Source organism: Thermomonas sp. HDW16 (assembly GCF_011302915.1).
GTDB lineage: Bacteria > Pseudomonadota > Gammaproteobacteria > Xanthomonadales > Xanthomonadaceae > Thermomonas.
This window is the reverse complement of sequence record NZ_CP049872.1, coordinates 2,518,146-2,538,347: the sequence shown is the minus strand read 5'-3', so window position 1 is coordinate 2,538,347 and position 20,202 is coordinate 2,518,146. Positions and strand designations below refer to the sequence as shown.

Below are 20,202 nucleotides of genomic sequence, written 5' to 3'. Positions count from 1 at the left end.
TGAACCATGCCCAACCCGCTGCCGGCGCTTGCCGCGCGGGGCCGGAACCAATCTATGACCAGCACTGTCGAACCGCGCCACGCCATCGTCCCCGAATCCGCCGCCGGCCGCCGGCTGGACGCGGTGCTGGCCGACTTGTTCCCCGAATACTCGCGTTCCCGGCTCTCGGCTTGGGTCAAATCCGGTGATGTGACCGTGGATGGCGCATCCGTTCGCGGCCGTGACCCGGTACGAGGAGGCGAAACCGTCACCCTCAGTGCCGTGCAGGAGACCCAGACCCACGCGGTGGCCGAGGACATCCCGCTGGACATCCTGTACGAGGATGCCGACGTCTTCGTGATCAACAAGCCGGCCGGGCTGGTGGTGCATCCGGGGGCGGGCAATCCCGACGGCACACTGGTCAATGCCCTGTTGCACCGCGATCCGTCGCTGGAACTGCTGCCGCGTGCCGGCATCGTCCATCGCCTGGACAAGGACACCTCTGGGGTGATGGTGGTCGCGCGCAACCTGCCGGCGCACACCGCGCTAGTGGAACAGCTGTCCAATCGCCAAGTGCATCGCCAGTACCTGGCCGTGGTGGTTGGCGCGCTGGTCTCCGGCGGTACCGCCAATGCCGCCATCGACCGTCACCCGCGCGACCGCATCCGCATGGCCGTGCGCGAGGACGGCAAGGACGCGGTCACCCATTTCCGCCTGCGCGAGCGCTTCCGCAACCACACCGCGCTGGAATGCCGGCTAGAGACGGGCCGTACCCACCAGATCCGCGTGCACATGCAGCACCTCAAGCATCCGATCGTCGGCGATCCGCTGTACGGCGGCTCCTTCAAGTTGCCGAAAGGCGCGTCCGACGAGTTCATCGCAGAATTGCGCGGCTTCAAGCGCCAGGCCCTGCATGCGGAAGTGCTGGAGTTCGCACACCCAGTCACCGGCGAGCCGATCCGCTGCAGTGCGCCGGTGCCGGAGGACATGCAGCAGTTGATGGCCGAATTGCGCAAGGACGCGGTGGCGCATGCCGGGGCAGAGCGCACACGCCGATGAAGGTGTGGATCGATGCCGACTGGCCGGCGCCGCCGGGCGTGCGTGCGCTGACCACCACGCGTTACGGCTTGGGGGTGTCCGCAGCGCCGTTCGATACGTTCAATCTGGGGCTGCGCAGCGGCGACGAAATCGAAGCCGCGCTGGAGAACCGTCGCCAGCTTGAAGTCGCCTTGGGGCTGCCCTCGGCGCCGCGCTGGCTGAAGCAAGTGCATGGCGTCGATGTGGTCATCGAACCTGACTTCGACGAGCCGGAAGCCGATGCGGCCGTGACGTCCGAAACAGGCAAGGTACTGGCCATCCTCACCGCCGATTGCCTGCCGGTGGTGTTCGCGGCGCGCGACGGCAGCGAGATCGCCGCCGCGCATGCCGGCTGGCCCGGATTGTCCACCGGCATGCTGGAAGCGACCCTGGCGGCAATGCGCGCGCCGGCTGCGCAACTGCAGGCGTGGATCGGGCCCGCCGCAGGGCCGCAGCGGTATGAAATCGGCGATGAAGTGCGTGAGCGGTTCATGGCACACGATAAGCGTGCGGCAATGGCCTTCGTTGCCACGCGTCCCGGGCATTGGTGGGTGGATATGTTCGCGATTGCGCGAATGCGGATGGCCGATGCGGGCATCGATCCACAACACATCCACGGTGGCGGCGTCTGCACCATCTCCGATTCACTGCGCTTCTTCTCGCATCGTCGCGACCAGCGCACGGGGCGGATGGCGACGCTGGTCTGGATGTCGCCTTGAACGATCCCGCACGGCCGACGCTGTTCCAGCAGGTGCTGGGCGCGGCGTTCTTCAACCTGCCGGAAAGCGTACGCCGCTTGCATGCGGTGCGCGGGACGGCGCGCTATGCCGGTAGCGCGACCATCCAGCGCGGCAGTAATCCGCTGGCGCGCGTGTGCGCGCGGATCGCCGGCTTGCCGAAGGCGATGCAGGACGTGCCGATCACGGTCGAGTTCGCCACCGACGCCATGGGCGAAACCTGGCGTCGCGATTTCGGTGGCATGCGCATGCAGTCGCGATTGCGATTCAAGGGCGGCCTGCTGCGCGAGCGCATCGGGCCGCTGCAGTTCCGCCATGCGTTGCTGGCCAATGCCGGCGTGATCTGGTGGCGGGTCGAAGGCGTGCGTCTGTTCGGTGTGTTGCCGCTGCCGACGGCCTGGTTCAAGGGCGTGCGCTGCCGCGAGAGCGAGCAGGACGGCCGCTACGAATTCGTGGTCGAAGCCGAGCTGCTGCTGGTCGGCAGGATCATCCGTTATGAGGGTTGGCTGGCGCCGGCCTGAGCGTCCGCCTGCAGCAACCAGTCCAGCTTGCGCGCCTTCGGCTGCTGCTTCAGCGCGTGCTCGGCGCGCGAGGCGCTGGCGCGATCCGGATAGGCGCGGCTGGCGAGCACGCATTCGGGTGGATGCGCGCGAGTGTATTTCGCGCCACGGCCTTCCGCGTGTTCGCGGAAGCGGCGCTCGATATCAGTGGTGATGCCGGCATACAGGCTGCCGCCACGGCAGCGCAGCAGGTACAGGTACCAGCCCTCGGTCATCGTGGCATGCGCGCCAGCCGGTCGATCAGCGCCGCACTGCGCAGTGCCTGGCGGGGAATGCTGGCCAGGTCGACCGTCTCGCCCTCGGCGTGCGCGTGTTCGCCTGCCGCGCCCAGGCCAGCAAGCACGTCGGCATCGGCGGCGACGAAGCTGGAATCGGCAGCGCCGCGCTTGGCCGGATCCCATTCCTTCATCGCGGGCAGTCCGAAATCGGCATTGACTTGGTTGAGCATGGCGAGCAACGCACGGTTCCCTTCGGTCGGTGCCATCGGCGGGTACGCATCGTCGAACACCAGCGACGCGCCCGTCTTCGGTAGGTGTGCCGCCACGATCGCCTGCATCCGGTCACGGGCGCGCGCTTCCTGTTCCGGTGTCATCGCACGCAGGTCGCCGCGCGCAACAGCCCGCTCTGCGATGATATTGGTCTTGCCGGCAGCACTGCCGCGCGCGCCACCCGGCTCCAGCATCGCAGGCGTGCCGCCGACCATCAGGCCGACATTGAAGGTGAGGTTCGGTTCCGGGAGTTCGCGTCGGAAGGCATCGAGGATGCGCACCAGTTCGTAGTTCGCGCCATAGCCAAGGGTGTTGCCGAACACGCTACCGGAATGGCCGGTGATGCCGGTTGTCGTGAGTTCCCAATCGGCCACGCCACGGCGCGCGACCGTTGCATGGTCCTGGCCGCCATCGACGATCAGTTCTTCGTATTCCAGTGCCACGTCCGCCCATTTCCCGGCTGCGACCAGGTCGGCGCGCGCGGCCTCCAACGGTGTGCCCGCCGATTCCTCGTCGCCGGTCAGTACTACCTTGATATCGGCGTTCCGCAACGTGCCGGCAGCGTGCATGGCACGCAATGCGCTGACGATGATCACCACGCCACCCTTGTCGTCGCCGATGCCGGGGCCGGTCGCTGTATCGCCATTGCGCACGAAGCGTTGGAACGGTGAGTCGGGCTCGAACACGGTGTCGAGGTGGCCGATCAGCAGGATGCGCTTGCCGCGTCCGTTGCCCTTGTGGGTGGCGACCAGGTGCCCGGCGCGTCCGGTCGCGCGCATGTCGATCCACTGCACGTCGAAGCCCAGTGGTTCCAGTTCGGCGCGCACCATCTTGCCGACGGCGGTCACGCCTGGCAGGTTCAGGGAGCCGGAATTCTGGTTGACCAGCCGTTCCAGCAGGGCGATGGCATGCGGTTGGTCGGCCTCGATCGAGGCGCGCAGCCGTTGTTCACTGGAGGAAGGCCCGGTACCGAAGCAGGGGCGCGCGGACAAGGCCAGCAGCAGGCCGCAGACGAGAATGCGGGAACGGGTCATGGGGCGGGTTCCGGGTCGGGCAGTCGCGACCATAACCCAAGCCAAACGCGCGGCGCGAACCGGCTTGAATCACGCCGCGGAAACCTCATCTGAATCACATTGGGCCGTGGGGCGGCCCCTCTCTCTCATCGACAGGATTCCTCCATATGCGCATGGACAAACTCACCTCGCGCTTCCAGCAGGCCATTGCCGACGCGCAGTCGCTGGCCGTGGGCCGCGACAACACCATCATCGAATCTGCACATTTGCTGCTGGCACTGCTCGACCAGCAAGGCGGCGGTACGCGCCCGTTGCTGGCGCAGGCCGGCGTCAACGTGCCGGTGCTGCGCGAGCGGCTGGCCGAGGTGCTGGACGCGCTGCCCAAGGTCAGCGGGCAGGCCGGCAATGTGCAGGCCGGCAACGACCTGATCCGCTTGCTCAACGTCACCGACAAGCTGGCCCAGCAGCGCGGCGATGCCTATATCGCCAGCGAACTGTTCCTGCTCGCCGCGCTGGACGATTCCGGCCCGGCGGGCAAGGCATTGAAGGCAGCGGGTGCGGACAAACAGAAACTTGAAGTGGCCATCGACAAACTGCGTGGAGGCGAGAAAGTGCAGGACGAAAACGCGGAAGACGCGCGCCAGGCGCTGGAGAAATACACCATCGACATGACCGCGCGCGCCGAGAGCGGCAAGCTCGATCCGGTCGTCGGTCGCGATGAAGAGATCCGCCGCACCATCCAGGTCCTGCAGCGGCGTACCAAGAACAACCCGGTGCTGATCGGCGAACCCGGCGTGGGCAAGACCGCGATCGTCGAAGGCCTCGCCCAACGCATCATCAATGGCGAGGTACCGGAAGGCCTGCGCGGCAAGCGCCTGCTGTCTCTGGACATGGGCGCGTTGATCGCCGGCGCCAAGTTCCGCGGCGAATTCGAGGAGCGGCTGAAGGCGGTGCTCAACGACCTGTCGAAGAATGAAGGTCAGATCATCCTGTTCATCGACGAACTGCACACCATGGTCGGCGCCGGCAAGGCCGAGGGTTCGATGGATGCCGGCAACATGCTGAAGCCGGCGCTGGCACGCGGCGAGCTGCACTGCATCGGCGCGACCACGCTGGACGAATACCGCAAATACATCGAAAAGGACGCCGCGCTGGAGCGCCGCTTCCAGAAGGTGTTCGTGGGCGAGCCGACGGTGGAAGACACCATCGCCATCCTGCGCGGCCTGAAGGAAAAATACGCCGTGCACCACGGGGTGGAAATCACCGATCCCGCCATCGTCGCGGCGGCCACGCTGTCCAACCGCTACATCGCGGACAGGCAATTGCCGGACAAGGCCATCGACCTGATGGACGAAGCCGCATCGCGCATCCGCATGGAGATCGACTCCAAGCCGGAAGAGCTCGATCGCAAGGAGCGCCGGCTGATCCAGCTCAAGATCCAGCGCGAGGCGTTGAAGAAGGAGAAGGATGCCGAGTCCAAGCAGCGCCTGGCCGACTTGCAGCAACAGATCGACACGCTGGAGCGCGAATACAGCGATCTCAATGAAGTCTGGAAGGCAGAGAAGGCCACGCTGCAGGGCGCGACCAAGATCAAGGAGCAGATCGAGGCCGCGAAGCTCGAACTGGAAGCCGCGCAGCGCACGCAGGACTACGCGCGCATGAGCGAGATCCAGTACGGCACGCTGCCGGAACTCGACAAGCAACTGAAGGCGGCGCAGGAAGCGGAGAAATCCGGTTTCACCCTGCTGCAGGACAAAGTCACTGCTGAAGAGATCGCGCAGGTCGTGGCGCGCTGGACGGGCATTCCGGTCAGCAAGATGCTGGAAGGCGAGCGCGAAAAGCTGCTGAAGATGGAAGACCAGCTGCACACCCGCGTGGTCGGGCAGGAAGAGGCGATCAAGGTGGTCTCCGATGCGGTGCGTCGTTCGCGCGCCGGCCTGAGCGATCCGAATCGCCCGAGCGGTTCCTTCCTGTTCCTCGGGCCCACCGGCGTCGGCAAGACCGAGCTGACCAAGGCGCTGGCCGAATTCCTGTTCGACAGCCCGGACGCGATGGTGCGCATCGACATGAGCGAGTTCATGGAGAAGCACAGCGTGGCGCGCTTGATCGGTGCGCCCCCGGGCTACGTGGGTTACGAGGAAGGCGGCTATCTCACCGAGGCCGTGCGCCGTCGCCCGTACAGCGTGATCCTGCTGGACGAAGTGGAGAAGGCGCATCCGGACGTGTTCAATATCCTGCTGCAGGTGCTGGACGACGGTCGCCTGACCGATGGCCAGGGCCGCACCGTGGACTTCCGCAATACCGTCATCGTGATGACCTCGAACCTGGGCTCGCACCAGATCCAGGAACTCGACGGCGACGATTCGCCGGAGGCTTACCTGCAGATGAAGGCCGCGGTGATGGCCGTGGTGCAGGCGCATTTCCGCCCGGAGTTCATCAACCGGCTGGACGATATCGTGGTCTTCCACCCGCTGGACAAGCAGCAGATCAAGCAGATCGCGCGTATCCAGTTGCGCGGGCTGGAGAAGCGGCTGGCCGAGCGCGGCATCCGCATCGAACTGTCCGACAAGGCATTCGACCTGCTGGGTAATGTCGGCTTCGATCCGGTCTACGGCGCGCGTCCGCTGAAGCGTGCGATTCAACAGCAGCTGGAAAATCCGCTGGCTCAGGAAATCCTGTCTGGCCGTTTCGGCAACGGCGATACCGTCAAGGTGGACGCCGATGGCGGCAAGCTGGTGTTCGTGAAGTAAGCGCGGCATTCCCTTCGCCAACAAAAAAGCGGGCTACGGCCCGCTTTTTTGCGCTTAGGTTGCGGCGGGTGCCGCCTCCACTCGTGGTGGGCGATACGGCGGCGTCGCCATCACCATGTCCGCCAGCGAATAGGCCAGTTCGCGTTCGGCCAACACCGCGGCATCCGCGCCATGCCCCAGCAGGTGCTTCACTTCGGCCTCGCTGTGGGCGCGGGCCAGTACGCTGATCTCGGGGTTCATTTTCTTGAGCTTGGCGATGATTTCGCCGGCTTCCAGCGCCTGCGGGATGGCGAGGATCGCGAGCTGCGCGGTGTCCGGGCGGGTCGCCTTCAGCGCTTTCTCCGATGCCGCATTGCCGCGCACCGTGATCAGGCCGTTCTTGCGTGCCTGTTCGACGCGATCCGAGTCGGTTTCCACCATCACCATCGGCACACCGCGATCCTGCAACAGACGCGACAGTTCCTTGCCCACTCTTCCGTAGCCGATCACGATGGCGTGGCCGCCGATGTCTTCCGGCACTTCGGAATTGTCGGCCAGCACCTGGGTCGCCGCCGTACCCGGCTGCTGCTTTTGCTGCCAGCGATCCAGCCAGGTGAACAGCAGCGGATTGGCGATGATCGACAGCAGCGCGCCGGCCAGCACCAGGTCGTGCGCTTCCTGCGGGATCAGTTTCTGGGTCAGGCCCAGACCAACCAGGATGAAAGAGAACTCGCCGATTTGCGACAGACTGGCGGCGATGGTTAGCGCGGTCAGCTGCGGCAGCTTCATCATCCGCACGATGCACCACGCCACGAAGGCGTTGCCGAACACGATGATCGCCACCGTCGCCAGCACCAGCAATGGATGCTCGACCAGGATCTCGGGGTTGAACAACATGCCCACCGAGACGAAGAACAACACGGCGAAGGCATCGCGCATCGGCAGCGAATCGGCCGCCGCCTTGTGGCTGAGTTCGGATTCGTTGAGCAGCATGCCGGCGAAGAACGCACCCAGCGCGAAGCTCACATCGAACAAGGCCGCCGCGCCATAGGCCACGCCCAGCGCGATGGCCAGCACGCATAGGGTGAACAGTTCGCGCGAGCCCATCCCGGCCACGCTTTCCAGCACGCGCGGGATCACCCGACGGCCGACCACCAGCATGAACACCACGAACGCGGCGACCTTCAGCAGCGTCCACGCCAGCGCGCCGATGATGCCGGTGGCTCCGACCTTTTCGCCCGCACCCAAGGCGCCGGCGATCGCCGGCAGCAGCACCAGCGCCAACACCATCGCCAGGTCTTCGACCACCAGCCAGCCGATGGCGATGCGCCCGCGCCGGGTATCCAGCAGGCGGCGTTCCTCCAGCGCGCGCATCACCACCACGGTGCTGGCCACCGACAGCGCCAATCCGAACACCACCGCAGCCATCGTGTCCCAGCCCAGCAGCAGGCCGAAGCCGGTGCCGAGCGTGGTGACGAAGGCGATCTGCCCCAGCGCGCCGGGAATCGCCACGTTCTTCACGTCCAGCAGGTCGCGCAGCGAGAAATGCAGGCCCACGCCGAACATCAGCAGGATCACGCCCACTTCGGCCAGCTGCGGCGCCAGGGTCTGGTCGGCCACGAAGCCCGGGGTGAACGGGCCGACCAGCACGCCGGCCAGCAGATAGCCCACCAGTGGCGACAGCTTCAGCCGCTGCGCCAGCATGCCCAGTGCGCAGGCCATCACGAAACCGATGCAGAGCATGGCGATGAGCGAGGTGTGGTGCGGCATGCGGGGCCTCGTCTGGGTCGGCCCCTATCTTCGCATCCCGGCGCAGACTTGCCTGAGCGGCGATTCAGGCGGGGCCGCGAAGTACAATATCCGGATGATTTCCTTCCGCAATTTCGCCCTGCGCCGGGGCGAACGCCTGTTGCTGTCCGATGTCGACTTGGCCCTTCATGCCGGTTACCGCGTGGGCGTGGTCGGCCGCAATGGCGCCGGCAAGTCCAGCCTGTTCGCTGCCCTGATGGGCGATGTGGAGCCCGACCGCGGCGACATCGACTTGCCGGGCAAGGCGCGCATCGCCAGCGTGGCGCAGGAAACCCCGCATCTGCCCGATCCCGCGCTGGACTTCGTGCTATCCGGCGACGCCGCCGTCCACGCGGCGGTGCAGGCCGAAGCCAACGCCTTCGCCAACGAAGATTGGGAGGCGGTGGCCGAAGCGCACCAGCGGCTGGAGGAAGTCAACGGCTACGATGGCACCGCCCGCGCCGGCCGCCTGCTGCATGGCCTGGGCTTCCCGGCGGAGACACACGAGAAGCCGGTGGCGGATTTTTCCGGCGGCTGGCGGGTGCGCCTGAACGTGGCGCGCGCGCTGATGACGCCCAGCGACCTGTTGCTGCTCGACGAACCCACCAACCACCTCGACCTCGACGCGGTGGTCTGGCTGGAGGAATGGCTGAAGCGGTACGACGGCACCTTGCTGGTGATCTCGCACGACCGCGAGTTCCTCGACAACGTCACCACCCACATCCTGCACCTGCACGACGGCAAGGCGAAGCTGTACGTCGGCAATTACACCGCGTTCGAGCGCCAGCGCGCCGAGCACCTGCGCCAGCAGCAGATCGCGCACGACAAGGAGCAGGCCGAACGCGCGCATCTGCAAAGCTTCATCGACCGCTTCAAGGCCAAGGCCAGCAAGGCGCGGCAGGCGCAATCACGCATGAAGCGGCTGGAAAAGCTGGCCGGCACCGAGGCGGTGCGGGTGGAACGCGGCGTCAGCATCCAGTTGCCAGCGCCGGCGCGTTTGCCGAATTCGCTGCTCTCGCTACGCGATGCCGATTGCGGCTACGGTCCGGGCGCCACCATCCTGCGCAACGTCGGCTTCGGGCTGGAGGCCGGCGACCGCATCGGCCTGCTCGGCGTCAACGGCGCCGGCAAGTCGACCCTGGTGAAGACCCTGGTGGGCGAGTTGGCGCCGATGAGCGGCGATCGCGTCGCGCATCCCGATTTGCGCATCGGCTACTTCGCCCAGCACACGGTGGAATCGCTGGTGGCCGGCACCTCGCCGATCGACCACCTCAAGGAACTCGCGCCGAACACCGCGACCCAGGAGTTCCGCAACTTCCTCGGCGGCTGGCAATTCCCTGGCGACCGCGCGTTCGAGGTCATCGACAATTTCTCCGGCGGCGAAAAGGCCCGCCTCGCGCTGGCGCTGCTGGCGTGGAACAAGCCCAACCTGCTGCTGCTGGACGAGCCCACCAACCACCTCGACCTCGAGATGCGCGAAGCACTGGCCGAGGCGCTGTCCGATTTCGACGGCGCGATCGTGATGGTCAGCCACGACCGCCACCTGATCGGCCTGGTGAGCGACGAGTACTGGCGCGTGCACGATGGCATCGTCGAACCGTTCGATGGCGATCTCGACGATTACGCGGCGTGGTTGCGTTCGCGTCCGGGCAGCGACAACCCGAAGACCCCCGTGCCCAAGGCGGCACCGGCCGTCGCCGCGCCGCCCGCGAAGCCGGCATCGAAGATCAATCCGCACAAGCTGCAGAAAGCCGAGGAACGGGTGGCGCGGCTTGAAACCAAGTTGGCCGAATGCGACGCGCAAATGGCCGATCCGGCGGTGTATGCCGATGCCGGGAAAGTGGCCGACATCGGCCGCCTGCAGCTGCAGCTGCGCAACGAACTCGAAGAGGCCGAGGCGGAACTGCTGGCGCTGTACGACTAAGCGCGGGCGTCAGTCCTTCAGGAAGTACTCGACCGTGGTCACCACGCGGATCTTCTTGATCTGCGGGCTGCCGGCATCGCGGTTCTCGATGCTGATCACGCCCTGGTTGGCGCTGCGGATGCCGCCGATGCGCGCACCGGAATCCTTCGCGAACTGTTCGGCCGATTTGCGCGCGTTGCTGGTCGCCTCGGCGATCAGCGCCGGCTTGATGTCGTTGAGCTTGGTGTAATCGAAATCCGGGCCGCCGCCTTCCTCGGTATTGAGCATCACGCCCTTGGCGACGATGTCGCCGCTGCGGCGCAGCGCGGCCAGCGCTTCGGTGACCCGGCTGCTGCGCAGGGTGACCGTGTTCGAGTAGCGGTAGCGCTCCGGCGGGCGGTTGTCGCCATAGGAGTACGCCCAGCGGTCTTCCAGGCGCGGTGGGCTGACCACGATTTCGTCGTCCTTGAAGCCGGCGCTGGTCAGGAAATCGCGGATGGTGGCGGTATTGGCGTTGAGCTGGGTCTGCACCGCGCCCAGTTCGTTGCCGCCGACGGTCTGCGACAGCGGCCAGACCACCAGATCTGCATCCACGATCTTTTCCGCCGAGCCCTTGACCGTCACGTAGCGGTCCGCGGTGCGCAGCTTGGTCATCCCTTGCGAGGCGAACCAGCCGGCGCCGGCAAGTCCAAGGGCGATCACGGTGGCGGCGAGCAAGGCACGGGTCTGCATGAGCGGGTTTCCAGGACGAGTTTGGCAAGACGATACCCGCCAATAACGCAACGGCGCTGGAACGGCGGCCTTGAATCTGCGGCCGTGGCCCTCACAATCCACGCTGGATTCCGTGGAACACCCCGATGCCGATCTATGCCTTCGCCTGCGATGCCTGCGGTCATCATTTCGACCGCCTGCAGAAGCTGTCCGATGCCGACCCGGTCAACTGCCCGGCCTGTGGTGCCGAAGGCTCGGTGCGTCGCCAGCTGACCGCGCCGCAGTTCCGCTTGTCTGGCGGCGGCTGGTACGAAACCGACTTCAAGAAAGACGGCGACAAGAAGCGCAACCTGGCCGGCGAGGGCGGGGACGGCGTGAAAGCCCCCGCTGAAGCCAAGCCCGAGAGCAAGCCGGAATCGAAGCCGGCCGTCGCGCCAAAGCCGGCCGATCCGGCTAGCTGAATGGCGCCATAGGTACCTGATTCGTTGGGCATAGGCCTGCTTGCGATTGCACTTGCGGCGGCACACACTCCTTCCCCAAGTAGTGCCTCTTGAGGCCGCCATGCGTTTTGCGACAGAGCGGGAAGCCGCTTACCGGAACATGACCTTCAACCGGCAGCGCACGCTGCTTCGCGTATTGGTCATGTTCCCAGCGCCGATGTTGATGTTGTTCATCTACCTGCAGAGCCTGTTGACCGGGATCCCGTTCGATACATGGCTGCATACCCCCATGTTGTACGTCTTGCTGGCCGTGCTGGTGTCCGTCGGCCTGGGGATGCAGAAGCTGACGCGTTCGGCGGCGTTCGCATGGATCGGCGTGCTGCTGATGTCTCTGTACTGCCTGTCCTGCGCGCTGATGACGCTGCCAGGCCCGCACGACACGATTGCATTGATGTTGCCGTTGTATATCGCATCGCCGCTGGTGATCGCGCCGTTCTGGGCGCGGCTTGGCCCGGTGATCGTGATGATCCTGCTCTCCTACTTGGCCGGCACGGTTGCCCTGGTGCGCACCGATGCCAGCGCCACGCTCTGGCTGGCCTACTGGATGCAGGCGCTGGTGGGTGCATCGGTGGCGCTGTTTTCCCATGTGATCGTCGACCGGGCACGCCGTGGCCACTTCTTGGCCACGATGCAGCTTGAACAGTACGCGCGGATTGACGCGCTCACCTCGCTGCTGAATCGCCGGCATTTCATCGAGGCCGGCGAGGCGCTGGTCGGTGGCATGGATACGCGCAGCGCGCTTTCCGCCTGCTTCGTGGATCTGGATCATTTCAAGCGGCTGAACGACGAGGGCAGCCATCGGATCGGCGACCAGATGCTGGTGGAAGCCGCCAAGCGGCTGCAATCGGCCGGCGGGAATGGGCGGCTGATCGGCCGGTTGGGTGGCGAGGAATTCGCGCTGCTACTGCATGGCATGTCGATCCTGCAGGCGCAGGCGCTGGCGGAAGCGCTGCGGGCCGGGATCGCCGAAATCCAGGTCGAGGGATTTGCCCTGACTGCCAGCGTGGGGGTCGCGGAATGGCGCCCGGGCGAGTCCCTGTCGGATCTCCTGCATCGCGCCGACATCGCGCTGCTGACCGCCAAGCGTACTGGCCGCAACCGCAGTGTCACCTGGTCGCCCGAACTGCTGGTCGCGATCCCGGCCTGATCCGTGCCCCGGTAGCGGGTCGCCCGTGCGGGGCAATGAGCGGGCACGCGACCCTCAGGCCCGGTAAAATGGCCGGTTCCCCGGTCAGCCCCGCTGCCGGAAGCCGTCTTCCCGGAGTTTTCATGCGTACCCATTTCTGCGGCCTGATCGACGAGGCGTTGATCGGCCAGACCGTCACCCTGTGTGGTTGGGTCAACACCAACCGTGTCCAAAGCCATACCGTGTTCACCGATCTGCGCGACCACGAAGGCGTGGCGCAGATCGTGGTGGATTCGGACATGGGCGCGCTGTTCCAGACCGCCAAGGACCTGGCGCTGGAAAGCTGCCTGCAGGTCACCGGTACGGTGCGCGCGCGGCAGGCGGTCAACGACAAGATCCGCACCGGCAAGGTGGAAGTGCTGGCGGAAAAAATCGAGGTGCTCAACCGCGCCGAGCCGCTGCCGTACCACCAGCACGAGAACGCGGGCGAAGAAACCCGCCTGACCTACCGCTACCTGGACCTGCGCAGCCCCGACATGCAGCGCAAGATGCGCACCCGCACCAAGCTGGTCAGCGCACTGCGTCACTGGCTGGACGCGCGCAATTTCCAGGACATCGAAACGCCGATCCTGACCAAGGCCACGCCCGAGGGCGCGCGCGACTTCCTGGTGCCGGCGCGCATGCATCCGGGCGAGTTCTACGCATTGCCGCAGAGCCCGCAGCTGTTCAAGCAGATCCTGATGATGGCCGGCTTCGATCGCTACTACCAGATCGCGCGCTGCTTCCGCGACGAGGCCCTGCGCGCCGACCGCCAGCTGGAATTTACCCAGCTCGACATGGAGTTCGCCTGGGTCGAGGAACGCGATGTACAGGACACGGTGGAGGCGATGATCCGCGACGTGTTCCGCGAGGTCGCCGGCGTGGAGCTTGCAGCCGAATTCCCGCGCATGACCTATGCCGAGGCGATGCGTCGCTACGGTTCGGACAAGCCGGATCTGCGCATCGAGCTGGAATTGGTGGATGTCGCCGATGTGCTGAAGGACAGCCAGTTCGCGGTGTTCGCTGCGGCGGCGAATGATCCCGATGGGCGCGTGGCCGCGCTGCGCATCCCCGGCGGTGCCGCACTCAGCCGCAAGCAGATCGACGAGTACGCGGCGCACGCCGCCAAATATGGCGCCAAGGGCCTGGCCTACGTGAAGCTGGACGAGAACGGCGCGGTCAATTCGCCGATCGCCAAGTTCTTCGACGACGAAGCCTTCAAGGCGCTGCTGGAACTGGCCGGTGTGCACAAGGGCGACATCGCCTTCTTCGGTGCTGGCAATTACAAGACGGTCAGCGACTTCATGGGCGCGCTGCGCCTGAAGGCTGGCAAGGACTTCAACTTGATCGCGGATGGCTGGGCGCCGCTGTGGATCACCGATTTCCCGATGTTCGAGTGGGATGCCGACGAAAACCGTTTCGTCGCGTTGCACCACCCGTTCACCGCGCCGGCGGTGGATTCCATCGACGACCTGCGCGCGAACGCGAAGACCGCGGTTAGCCGCGGCTACGACATGGTGCTCAACGGAAATGAAATTGGCGGCGGTTCGATCCGCATCCACAATTCGCAGATGCAGAGCGCGGTGTTCGAGCTGCTCGGCATCGGCGCGGAAGAGGCCGAAGCCAAGTTCGGCTTCCTGCTCGACGCGCTGAAGTACGGCGCGCCGCCGCATGGCGGCATCGCGTTCGGCATCGACCGCATCGCCGCATTGATGGCCGGCACCGAATCGATCCGCGACGTGATCGCCTTCCCCAAGACCACCGGCGCGCAGTGCCTGATGACGGGTGCACCCAGCCCGATTCCGGATGCGCAACTGGCCGAAGTGCATATCCAGGTGCGACCCGAGGCATGACCGCCGCGATCCGCCGCGCCACGCCCGATGACGCAGCCGCGTTGTCGGTGCTGGGCACGCAGACCTTCGTGGAAACCTTCGCGCATCTGTACACGCCGGCGGATCTGCAGGCCTTCCTCGACGAAAGCCATTCGCAGGCCGCCTATGCCAAGGTGCTGGCCGATCCGGACTACGCGCTGTGGATCGCCGAGCGCGATGGCCAGGCCATCGGCTACGCGCAGGCCGGCCGCTGCGGCTTGCCGCATGCGGACGTAAAACAGGAAGACGGCGAGCTCAAGCGCTTGTACCTGCTGCAGTCCGCGCAGAACGGTGGAGTCGGCAATGCGCTGTTCCAGCAGGCGCTGGCCTGGCTGGAGCGCGACGGCCGGCGCACGTTATGGATCAGCGTGTGGTCGGAGAACTTCGGCGCGCAGCGCTTCTACGAGCGCCACGGGTTCGGCTTCGTGGCCGAGTACGAGTTCATCGTCGGCGAGCAGCGCGATCGCGAATTCATGTATCGCCGCGGCTAAGCCGGTCGTCCGACCCAGCCAAGTGTGATCTGCCTGATATCGAACATCGCGCCTCCGTGCAGAGGCGCGATGTTCGGCACGACGCGGCAGGCTTACTGTTTCAGCGCGAACGCCATCACGTAGTCGCCGGTGTCCGCCGAATACGGTGCGCCGCCGACCGAGATCAGCACGTACTGCCGGCCGGTCTTCGGCGAGACATAGGTCATCGGCGTGGCCGAAGACCCCACCGGCAGGGCGTACTTCCACAGTTGCTTGCCGGTCGCCGCATCGTAGGCGCGCAGGTAGTAGTCCTGGAAACCGGCGAAGAACACCAGCCCGCCAGCCGTGGCCGTGGTGCCGGCATAGGTCGGCATGCCCATCGGCATCGGCAGGTGCGATTTGATGCCCAGCGGCCCCAACTGTTCGGTGGTGCCGGCCGGCACCTGCCAGGCGATCTTGCGGGTGTTCATGTCGATGGCGGTGATCGTGCCCATCGGCGGCGACACGCAGGGAACGCCCAGTGGCGAGGTCCACATTTCGGTGGCCACGCCATAGGGCGTGCCGTGCATCGGCGACGGGCCATGGCCGGTGCCGTCCGCATGCACCTTCTTGGCGAACGCCGGGTATTTGTCCGACGGCATCAAGGTGAAGATCGACGGCGCGCGGACATCGTTCATGAAGACCAGGTTGTTCGGCACGTCGACCGACACCGAACCCCAGTTGAGGCCGCCGATGTTGCCCGGCTGCTGGATGGTGTAGTGGTCGACGCCGATCGGGGTGAAGTCGCCGAAGTACTGGTAGCTGCGGAACTGGATGCGGCACAGCAGCTGGTCGAAGGTGGTCACGCCCCACATCTTCTTTTCGGTGAGGGTTTCCGCACCGATGGTCGGCATTCCCACCGAATAGGGCTGGGTGGGCGACAGGTGCGGGGTTTCCTCCGGCGCGGCGCCTTGCTGCGGTACGGGCTTCTCGACCACACCGGCGATGGGTTTGCCGGTGGCGCGGTCGAGCAGGAACACCTGGCCGCGCTTGGTGGTCTGCATGATCGCCTTGGCGGTGCCGCCCTTGAGGTCCGGCACGTCGATCAGCGCCGGTTGCGCGGGCAGGTCGTAGTCGTTGATGTCGTGATGGACGGTCTGGAACTTCCAGCGCTCGCGGCCCGTGTTCACGTCCAGCGCGACCAGCGTCGCGTTGTATTCGTCCGAGAACTTGGGCCGGTTGGCGCCGTAGTAGTCAGGCGTGGTGTTGCCAAGCGGCGCATAGATCAGGCCAAGCTCGTCGTCGAACGCCGCGGTGGTCCACATGTTCGGCGTTTCGCGGGTATAGGTCTGTCCCGGCGGCGGATATTTGGTGATCGCCGGATTGCCCAGGTCCCAGGCCCACTCCAGTTCGCCGGTGACCACGTTGAAGGCGCGGATGACGCCGGAAGGCTCGCCCACTTCCTGGTTGTCGGCCACCCAGCCGCCGATCACGATCTTGTCGCGCGCCACCAGTGGCGCGGAGGTCTGGAAGTAGAAGCCGGGCTTGATCTGGCCCATCTCCCCGGCCAGCGAAACCTGCCCGTTGGTACCGAAGCCCGCGCAGGGCGCGCCGGTCTTGGCGTCGATGGTCATCAGGCGCGCATCGATGGTGGTCATGACCAGGCGTTCGTTGCAGGCCTGGCCGGCCACCTGCTGCGCTTCGGGCAGCTTGTAATAGCCCAGGCCACGGCAACGCTGCCACATGACGCCTTTCACCTTCGGATCGTGGCGCCATTTCTCCTTGCCGCTATCGGCGTCCAGCGCGATGACCACGTTGGTGGTGGTGCAGGAATAGATCGTGTCGTCGATTTGCAGCGGCGTGTTCTGGTCCAGGCCGACATTCTCGCGACCGGTGCGGAAGGTCCAGGCCAGGTCGAGCTTGTCGATGTTGTCGCGGTTGATCTGGTTGAACTTGGAGTAGCGCAGCCCCCGGGTGTCGCGCGCATAGGCGGTCCAGTTGGCGGGCGTGTTGTCGCCTTTGGCAAGCGTATAACCCGGGACGCCGGACGGCGGGCGAATGGCGCCATGCTCCATGAAAGTGCCGGCAAAACCGGCAACAAACAGAACTAGAGCGGCAGTGGCGATGCCGTAGAACGGCCGCTTGTTCGCGCCCCCGGTCAATGCAGGCGTGAACACTGCGGCCAGGCCGGCAAAGCCGATCGGAACCATCAGGCGCGCAAATAACGGCCAGAAGGCGAAACCGGCTTCCCACAAGGCCCATGGCACGGTGAGGATGGCTGTTGCGATCGCAATCCAAGTGCCAGTACTTCGACCGCGCCACATCAGTACCGCAGCGAGGAGCCATGCCAGCCCCGCCAACAGGTAGTACCACGAGCCGCCAAGCCCGATCAGCCGCCCCCCACCTATCGCAACGCCGACTCCGGCAAGACCCAGGACGATGACGAAGAGACGGGATAGCAATCGCATGATCGACCTCCGTTGGCTTTGGCTGTATTGATCAACGGGATGTTGGCATTGTCAACGGTGCAAGTTTGTGAAGGCTTCCGCTTCTCTCGTGGACCGACATCTAGTCTTCTCTGGGCGGCGCACCCGGGAATTCGCGCAATGGCACGCGACTGCCATCCAGCAGGCCACGGCTCAGTCTTTCGTTTTCGATGAACAGCAATTCGCCGGATTCGCCGCGCTTGATGCCACTGTCGATGGCGATGACGCGGCCGCCATGCAGGCTGCTGATGTGGTTCATGGTGGTATGTCCCACCACGATGCGCGCCAAGCCCAGGCGCTGCGTCAACGCGCGTACTTCGTCCGGCCCCAGCTGGCCGTCGAAATAGCCGCGATACCAGATCGGACTCTGCTTGCCGTCGTACAAGGGCGCGGTGGCGGGATCGGCGTGCACCTCGGCTTTCGACCTGCCCAGCGAGGCGCGATAGGCGGCATTGGTCTGCTCGATGTGCAGCGCCAGTTCCAGCTCGGCGGGCGACACGCCGCCGTGCAGGAACAGGGTATCGCCGACCTGCAGCAGCACCGGACGTGTGCGCAGCCATTGGCCCAGCAGGGTGTCGCGGGCGTACAGGCCGGGATAGGAGCGTTTCAACAGGCGCGCGGATTGCAGGTACTTCGGGTTCACGTAGCGCAGGTCGCCGCCGAGCGCCATGGTTTCGTGGTTGCCGAGCAGGAAATGCACCGCGCCGCCAGCCTGTTGCGCCTGTTGTTGCAGACGCAGCAGCAGCCACAGTGTTTCGTTGACCGCGGCGCCACGGTCGAAGACATCGCCGGCGATTACCAGCTGGTCGCGGCCCAGCGCCCAGTTGTCGTCGGCATCGATGACCTTGTTCGCGCGCAGCAGGCGCAGCAGCAGGTCGTACTGGCCGTGGATATCGGAGACGGCGACGATGCGGGGCGTGGCGGCGGCCTTGGAGACCGCAGGCGGCAGTGAGGCGGGGACATCGATGGCATGCGGATAGCCGCAACGCGGCGGCAACGTGGCCGTGCGTGCGACGGATGTGCGCTGCACTTGTCCGCCGCAGATCCACACCGCGTCCAGCTGCTTGCCGGCATCGAACACATAGGGGCCATCGTCCTGCGGCGCGGGTGCCGGATCGGAGGCATGGGCGGCAAGTGCGAGCAAACAAGCGGCGAGCCCCGCGTACCAGCGCGATGGCCTGTGGTTGCGGGGGCGGACGGCCGTCATTGCGCCGGATCGGTATGCGAAGTCATGCATTGAAAGTACGGTGAAGTGGCGGCATCGGCAAACCCGTCGCGCATCGGCCGTTCGCGGGATGCGGCCGTATGCTGCACGACATGCACGATTCCACTCATGCAGTGCGGGAAGGCCAGCGCATCGTGCTGGTACATGGCCTGCTCAACGCGGACTGGTGGCTGCGGCCGTTGGCGGCTCGGCTGCACGCGCAGGGCTTCCAGACCGAATTGTTTGGCTATGCCAGCGTGCTGGATGGCCCCGAACGTGCCGTGCCACGGTTGATCGAGCGCCTGCGGCGCGAGCCCACCGATGCGCTGGTCGGCCACAGCCTGGGCGGGCTGATCGCACTGGAAGCGTTGCGTGCCGCGCCGGAACTGGCGGTGGCGCGGGTGGTCTGCCTGGGCTCGCCGCTGCGCGGCAGCCTGACCGCACGCAACCTGGCCGCACTGCCCTGGGCGCGGCCGCTGCTCGGGCGCAGCGCACCGCTGCTGCGGGGTGGGCTGGAGCGTTGGGAGGGCGCGGCCGAGGTCGGGGTGGTGGCCGGCGACCGTGCGCGCGGCATGGGCCGGCTGTTCGCCCGCTTCGAAGGCGGCTCGGATGGCACCGTGGGGCTGGACGAAACCCGCCTGCCGGGCCTCACCGACCACTGCATCGTCCACAGCAGCCATACCGGGCTGGTGCTGTCGGCCGCAGCGGTGCGACAGACCGCACATTTCCTGCGCCATGGCCGCTTCGAGTACGCCGTCGAAACGCCGGCCGTATAATTCGCGACTTCGAGTTTCAGCTGGACGATGCAATGGGACGTGGTCCTTCCATCGAAGGTCGCAAGAATGCGGTCGACGCCAAGCGCGGCAAGATCTTCACCAAGGTGATCCGCGAGATCTCCGTGGCGGCGCGCGCCGGTGGCGGCGATCCGGCCGGCAACCCGCGCCTGCGCAGCGCCATCGACAAGGGCCTGGCGGTCAACATGTCCAAGGACGTGATCGAGCGCGCCATCAAGAAGGCCACCGGCGAGCTGGAAGGCGTGGAGTACGAGGAAATCCGCTACGAGGGCTACGCGCCCGGCGGGGTGGCGGTGATCGTGGACTGCCTGACCGACAACCGCGTGCGCACCGTGGCCGATGTGCGCCACGCGTTCGGCAAGTTCGGCGGCAACATGGGCACCGAAGGCTCGGTCGCCTTCATGTTCAAGAAGCAGGGTGTGCTCAGCTACGACACCGGCGCGAATGAAGACGCGATCACCGAAGCCGCCATCGACGCCGGCGCCGAAGACGTGACCGTGTACGACGACGGCGCCATCGACGTGATCACCGCGCCGGAGGCTTTTGGCGAGGTGAAGGCGGCGATGGAAGCGGCAAACCTGGCCCCCGGTTTCGCCGAAGTCACCATGCGTGCGGACAACGATATCGCGGTCGAAGGCGACACCGCCGAGCAGGTGACCAAGCTGCTGGCGTGGCTGGAAGACATGGACGACGTGCAGAACGTGTACGCCAACGCCGACCTGGGTGCCGCGGCGTAAGCCACGACGAC

Annotated in this window: 17 protein-coding genes; 11 read left to right on the top strand and 6 right to left on the bottom strand. The window is 65.9% G+C overall.

The window, feature by feature from the left end; all coding sequences use genetic code 11:
• Window positions 1-54: 54 nt before the first annotated feature.
• Genes rluD through G7079_RS12040 form a run of 3 tightly spaced genes read left to right on the top strand, consistent with a single transcriptional unit; the run spans window position 55 to window position 2,314 of the window.
• Window positions 55-1,038: a 23S rRNA pseudouridine(1911/1915/1917) synthase RluD gene (gene rluD, locus G7079_RS12050; protein WP_166057535.1), complete on the top strand. Its 984-nt coding sequence runs from the start codon at window positions 55-57 to the stop codon at window positions 1,036-1,038.
• The gene (pgeF, locus tag G7079_RS12045; protein ID WP_166057534.1) at window positions 1,035-1,775 is read left to right on the top strand and encodes a peptidoglycan editing factor PgeF; all 741 of its coding nucleotides are present in this window, start codon (window positions 1,035-1,037) and stop codon (window positions 1,773-1,775) included. The genes rluD and pgeF overlap by 4 nt, the downstream gene beginning before the upstream one ends.
• Window positions 1,772-2,314 carry a DUF4166 domain-containing protein gene (locus G7079_RS12040; protein WP_240906183.1) on the top strand — a complete coding sequence of 181 codons (543 nt, stop codon included), beginning with the start codon at window positions 1,772-1,774 and terminating at the stop codon, window positions 2,312-2,314. Before pgeF ends, G7079_RS12040 begins: the two co-directional genes overlap by 4 nt.
• On the opposite strand, the gene G7079_RS12035 is transcribed toward G7079_RS12040, so the two are convergent.
• Window positions 2,287-2,568 carry a GIY-YIG nuclease family protein gene (locus G7079_RS12035; protein WP_166057533.1) on the bottom strand — a complete coding sequence of 94 codons (282 nt, stop codon included), beginning with the start codon at window positions 2,566-2,568 and terminating at the stop codon, window positions 2,287-2,289. The genes G7079_RS12040 and G7079_RS12035 overlap by 28 nt on opposite strands.
• Entirely contained in the window at window positions 2,565-3,875 is a 1,311-nt protein-coding gene (locus G7079_RS12030; RefSeq protein ID WP_166057532.1) for a M20/M25/M40 family metallo-hydrolase, read from the bottom strand. Before G7079_RS12030 ends, G7079_RS12035 begins: the two co-directional genes overlap by 4 nt.
• A 146-nt stretch (window positions 3,876-4,021) precedes the next feature.
• On the opposite strand from G7079_RS12030, the gene clpB reads away from it, so the two are divergent.
• Window positions 4,022-6,604 (top strand): ATP-dependent chaperone ClpB, encoded by a 2,583-nt coding sequence (clpB, locus tag G7079_RS12025; protein WP_166057530.1) that lies wholly within the window; start codon window positions 4,022-4,024, stop codon window positions 6,602-6,604.
• Window positions 6,605-6,658: 54 nt separating this feature from the next.
• On the opposite strand, the gene ybaL is transcribed toward clpB, so the two are convergent.
• Entirely contained in the window at window positions 6,659-8,353 is a 1,695-nt protein-coding gene (gene ybaL / locus G7079_RS12020; RefSeq protein WP_166057529.1) for a YbaL family putative K(+) efflux transporter, read from the bottom strand.
• Between the two features lie 94 nt (window positions 8,354-8,447).
• Between ybaL and G7079_RS12015 the strand changes: the two genes are divergently transcribed.
• The gene (locus G7079_RS12015) at window positions 8,448-10,295 is read left to right on the top strand and encodes an ATP-binding cassette domain-containing protein (RefSeq protein WP_166057528.1); all 1,848 of its coding nucleotides are present in this window, start codon (window positions 8,448-8,450) and stop codon (window positions 10,293-10,295) included.
• A 9-nt stretch (window positions 10,296-10,304) separates the two neighbouring features.
• Here G7079_RS12015 and G7079_RS12010 read toward each other — a convergent pair whose 3' ends face one another.
• Complete coding sequence (locus G7079_RS12010; RefSeq protein WP_166057527.1) at window positions 10,305-11,006, bottom strand: SIMPL domain-containing protein; 702 nt, start codon at window positions 11,004-11,006, stop codon at window positions 10,305-10,307.
• A gap of 125 nt (window positions 11,007-11,131) precedes the next feature.
• On the opposite strand from G7079_RS12010, the gene G7079_RS12005 reads away from it, so the two are divergent.
• The 4 genes from G7079_RS12005 to G7079_RS11990 all read left to right on the top strand — a co-directional run bounded on the left by G7079_RS12005 (window position 11,132) and on the right by G7079_RS11990 (window position 15,012).
• A complete protein-coding gene (locus G7079_RS12005; RefSeq protein ID WP_166057526.1) occupies window positions 11,132-11,446 on the top strand; it encodes a zinc ribbon domain-containing protein in 315 nt (104 codons plus the stop codon).
• Between the two features lie 100 nt (window positions 11,447-11,546).
• Window positions 11,547-12,632: a GGDEF domain-containing protein gene (locus tag G7079_RS12000; protein ID WP_166057525.1), complete on the top strand. Its 1,086-nt coding sequence runs from the start codon at window positions 11,547-11,549 to the stop codon at window positions 12,630-12,632.
• A 122-nt stretch (window positions 12,633-12,754) separates the two neighbouring features.
• Complete coding sequence (aspS, locus tag G7079_RS11995; protein ID WP_166057524.1) at window positions 12,755-14,503, top strand: aspartate--tRNA ligase; 1,749 nt, start codon at window positions 12,755-12,757, stop codon at window positions 14,501-14,503.
• Window positions 14,500-15,012, top strand: a complete 513-nt coding sequence (locus G7079_RS11990; RefSeq protein ID WP_166057523.1) for an N-acetyltransferase — start codon at window positions 14,500-14,502, stop codon at window positions 15,010-15,012. Before aspS ends, G7079_RS11990 begins: the two co-directional genes overlap by 4 nt.
• Window positions 15,013-15,104: 92 nt before the next feature.
• Here G7079_RS11990 and G7079_RS11985 read toward each other — a convergent pair whose 3' ends face one another.
• Window positions 15,105-17,438 (bottom strand): membrane-bound PQQ-dependent dehydrogenase, glucose/quinate/shikimate family, encoded by a 2,334-nt coding sequence (locus tag G7079_RS11985; RefSeq protein WP_166057522.1) that lies wholly within the window; start codon window positions 17,436-17,438, stop codon window positions 15,105-15,107.
• 100 nt (window positions 17,439-17,538) lie between these two features.
• Window positions 17,539-18,663 carry a metallophosphoesterase gene (locus G7079_RS11980; RefSeq protein ID WP_166057521.1) on the bottom strand — a complete coding sequence of 375 codons (1,125 nt, stop codon included), beginning with the start codon at window positions 18,661-18,663 and terminating at the stop codon, window positions 17,539-17,541.
• A gap of 110 nt (window positions 18,664-18,773) precedes the next feature.
• Between G7079_RS11980 and G7079_RS11975 the strand changes: the two genes are divergently transcribed.
• Both G7079_RS11975 and G7079_RS11970 read left to right on the top strand, forming a co-directional pair.
• Window positions 18,774-19,436 (top strand): alpha/beta fold hydrolase, encoded by a 663-nt coding sequence (locus tag G7079_RS11975; RefSeq protein WP_166057520.1) that lies wholly within the window; start codon window positions 18,774-18,776, stop codon window positions 19,434-19,436.
• A 32-nt stretch (window positions 19,437-19,468) separates the two neighbouring features.
• Window positions 19,469-20,191, top strand: coding sequence for a YebC/PmpR family DNA-binding transcriptional regulator (locus G7079_RS11970; RefSeq protein ID WP_166057519.1), 723 nt, complete (start codon window positions 19,469-19,471; stop codon window positions 20,189-20,191).
• Window positions 20,192-20,202: the final 11 nt, after the last annotated feature.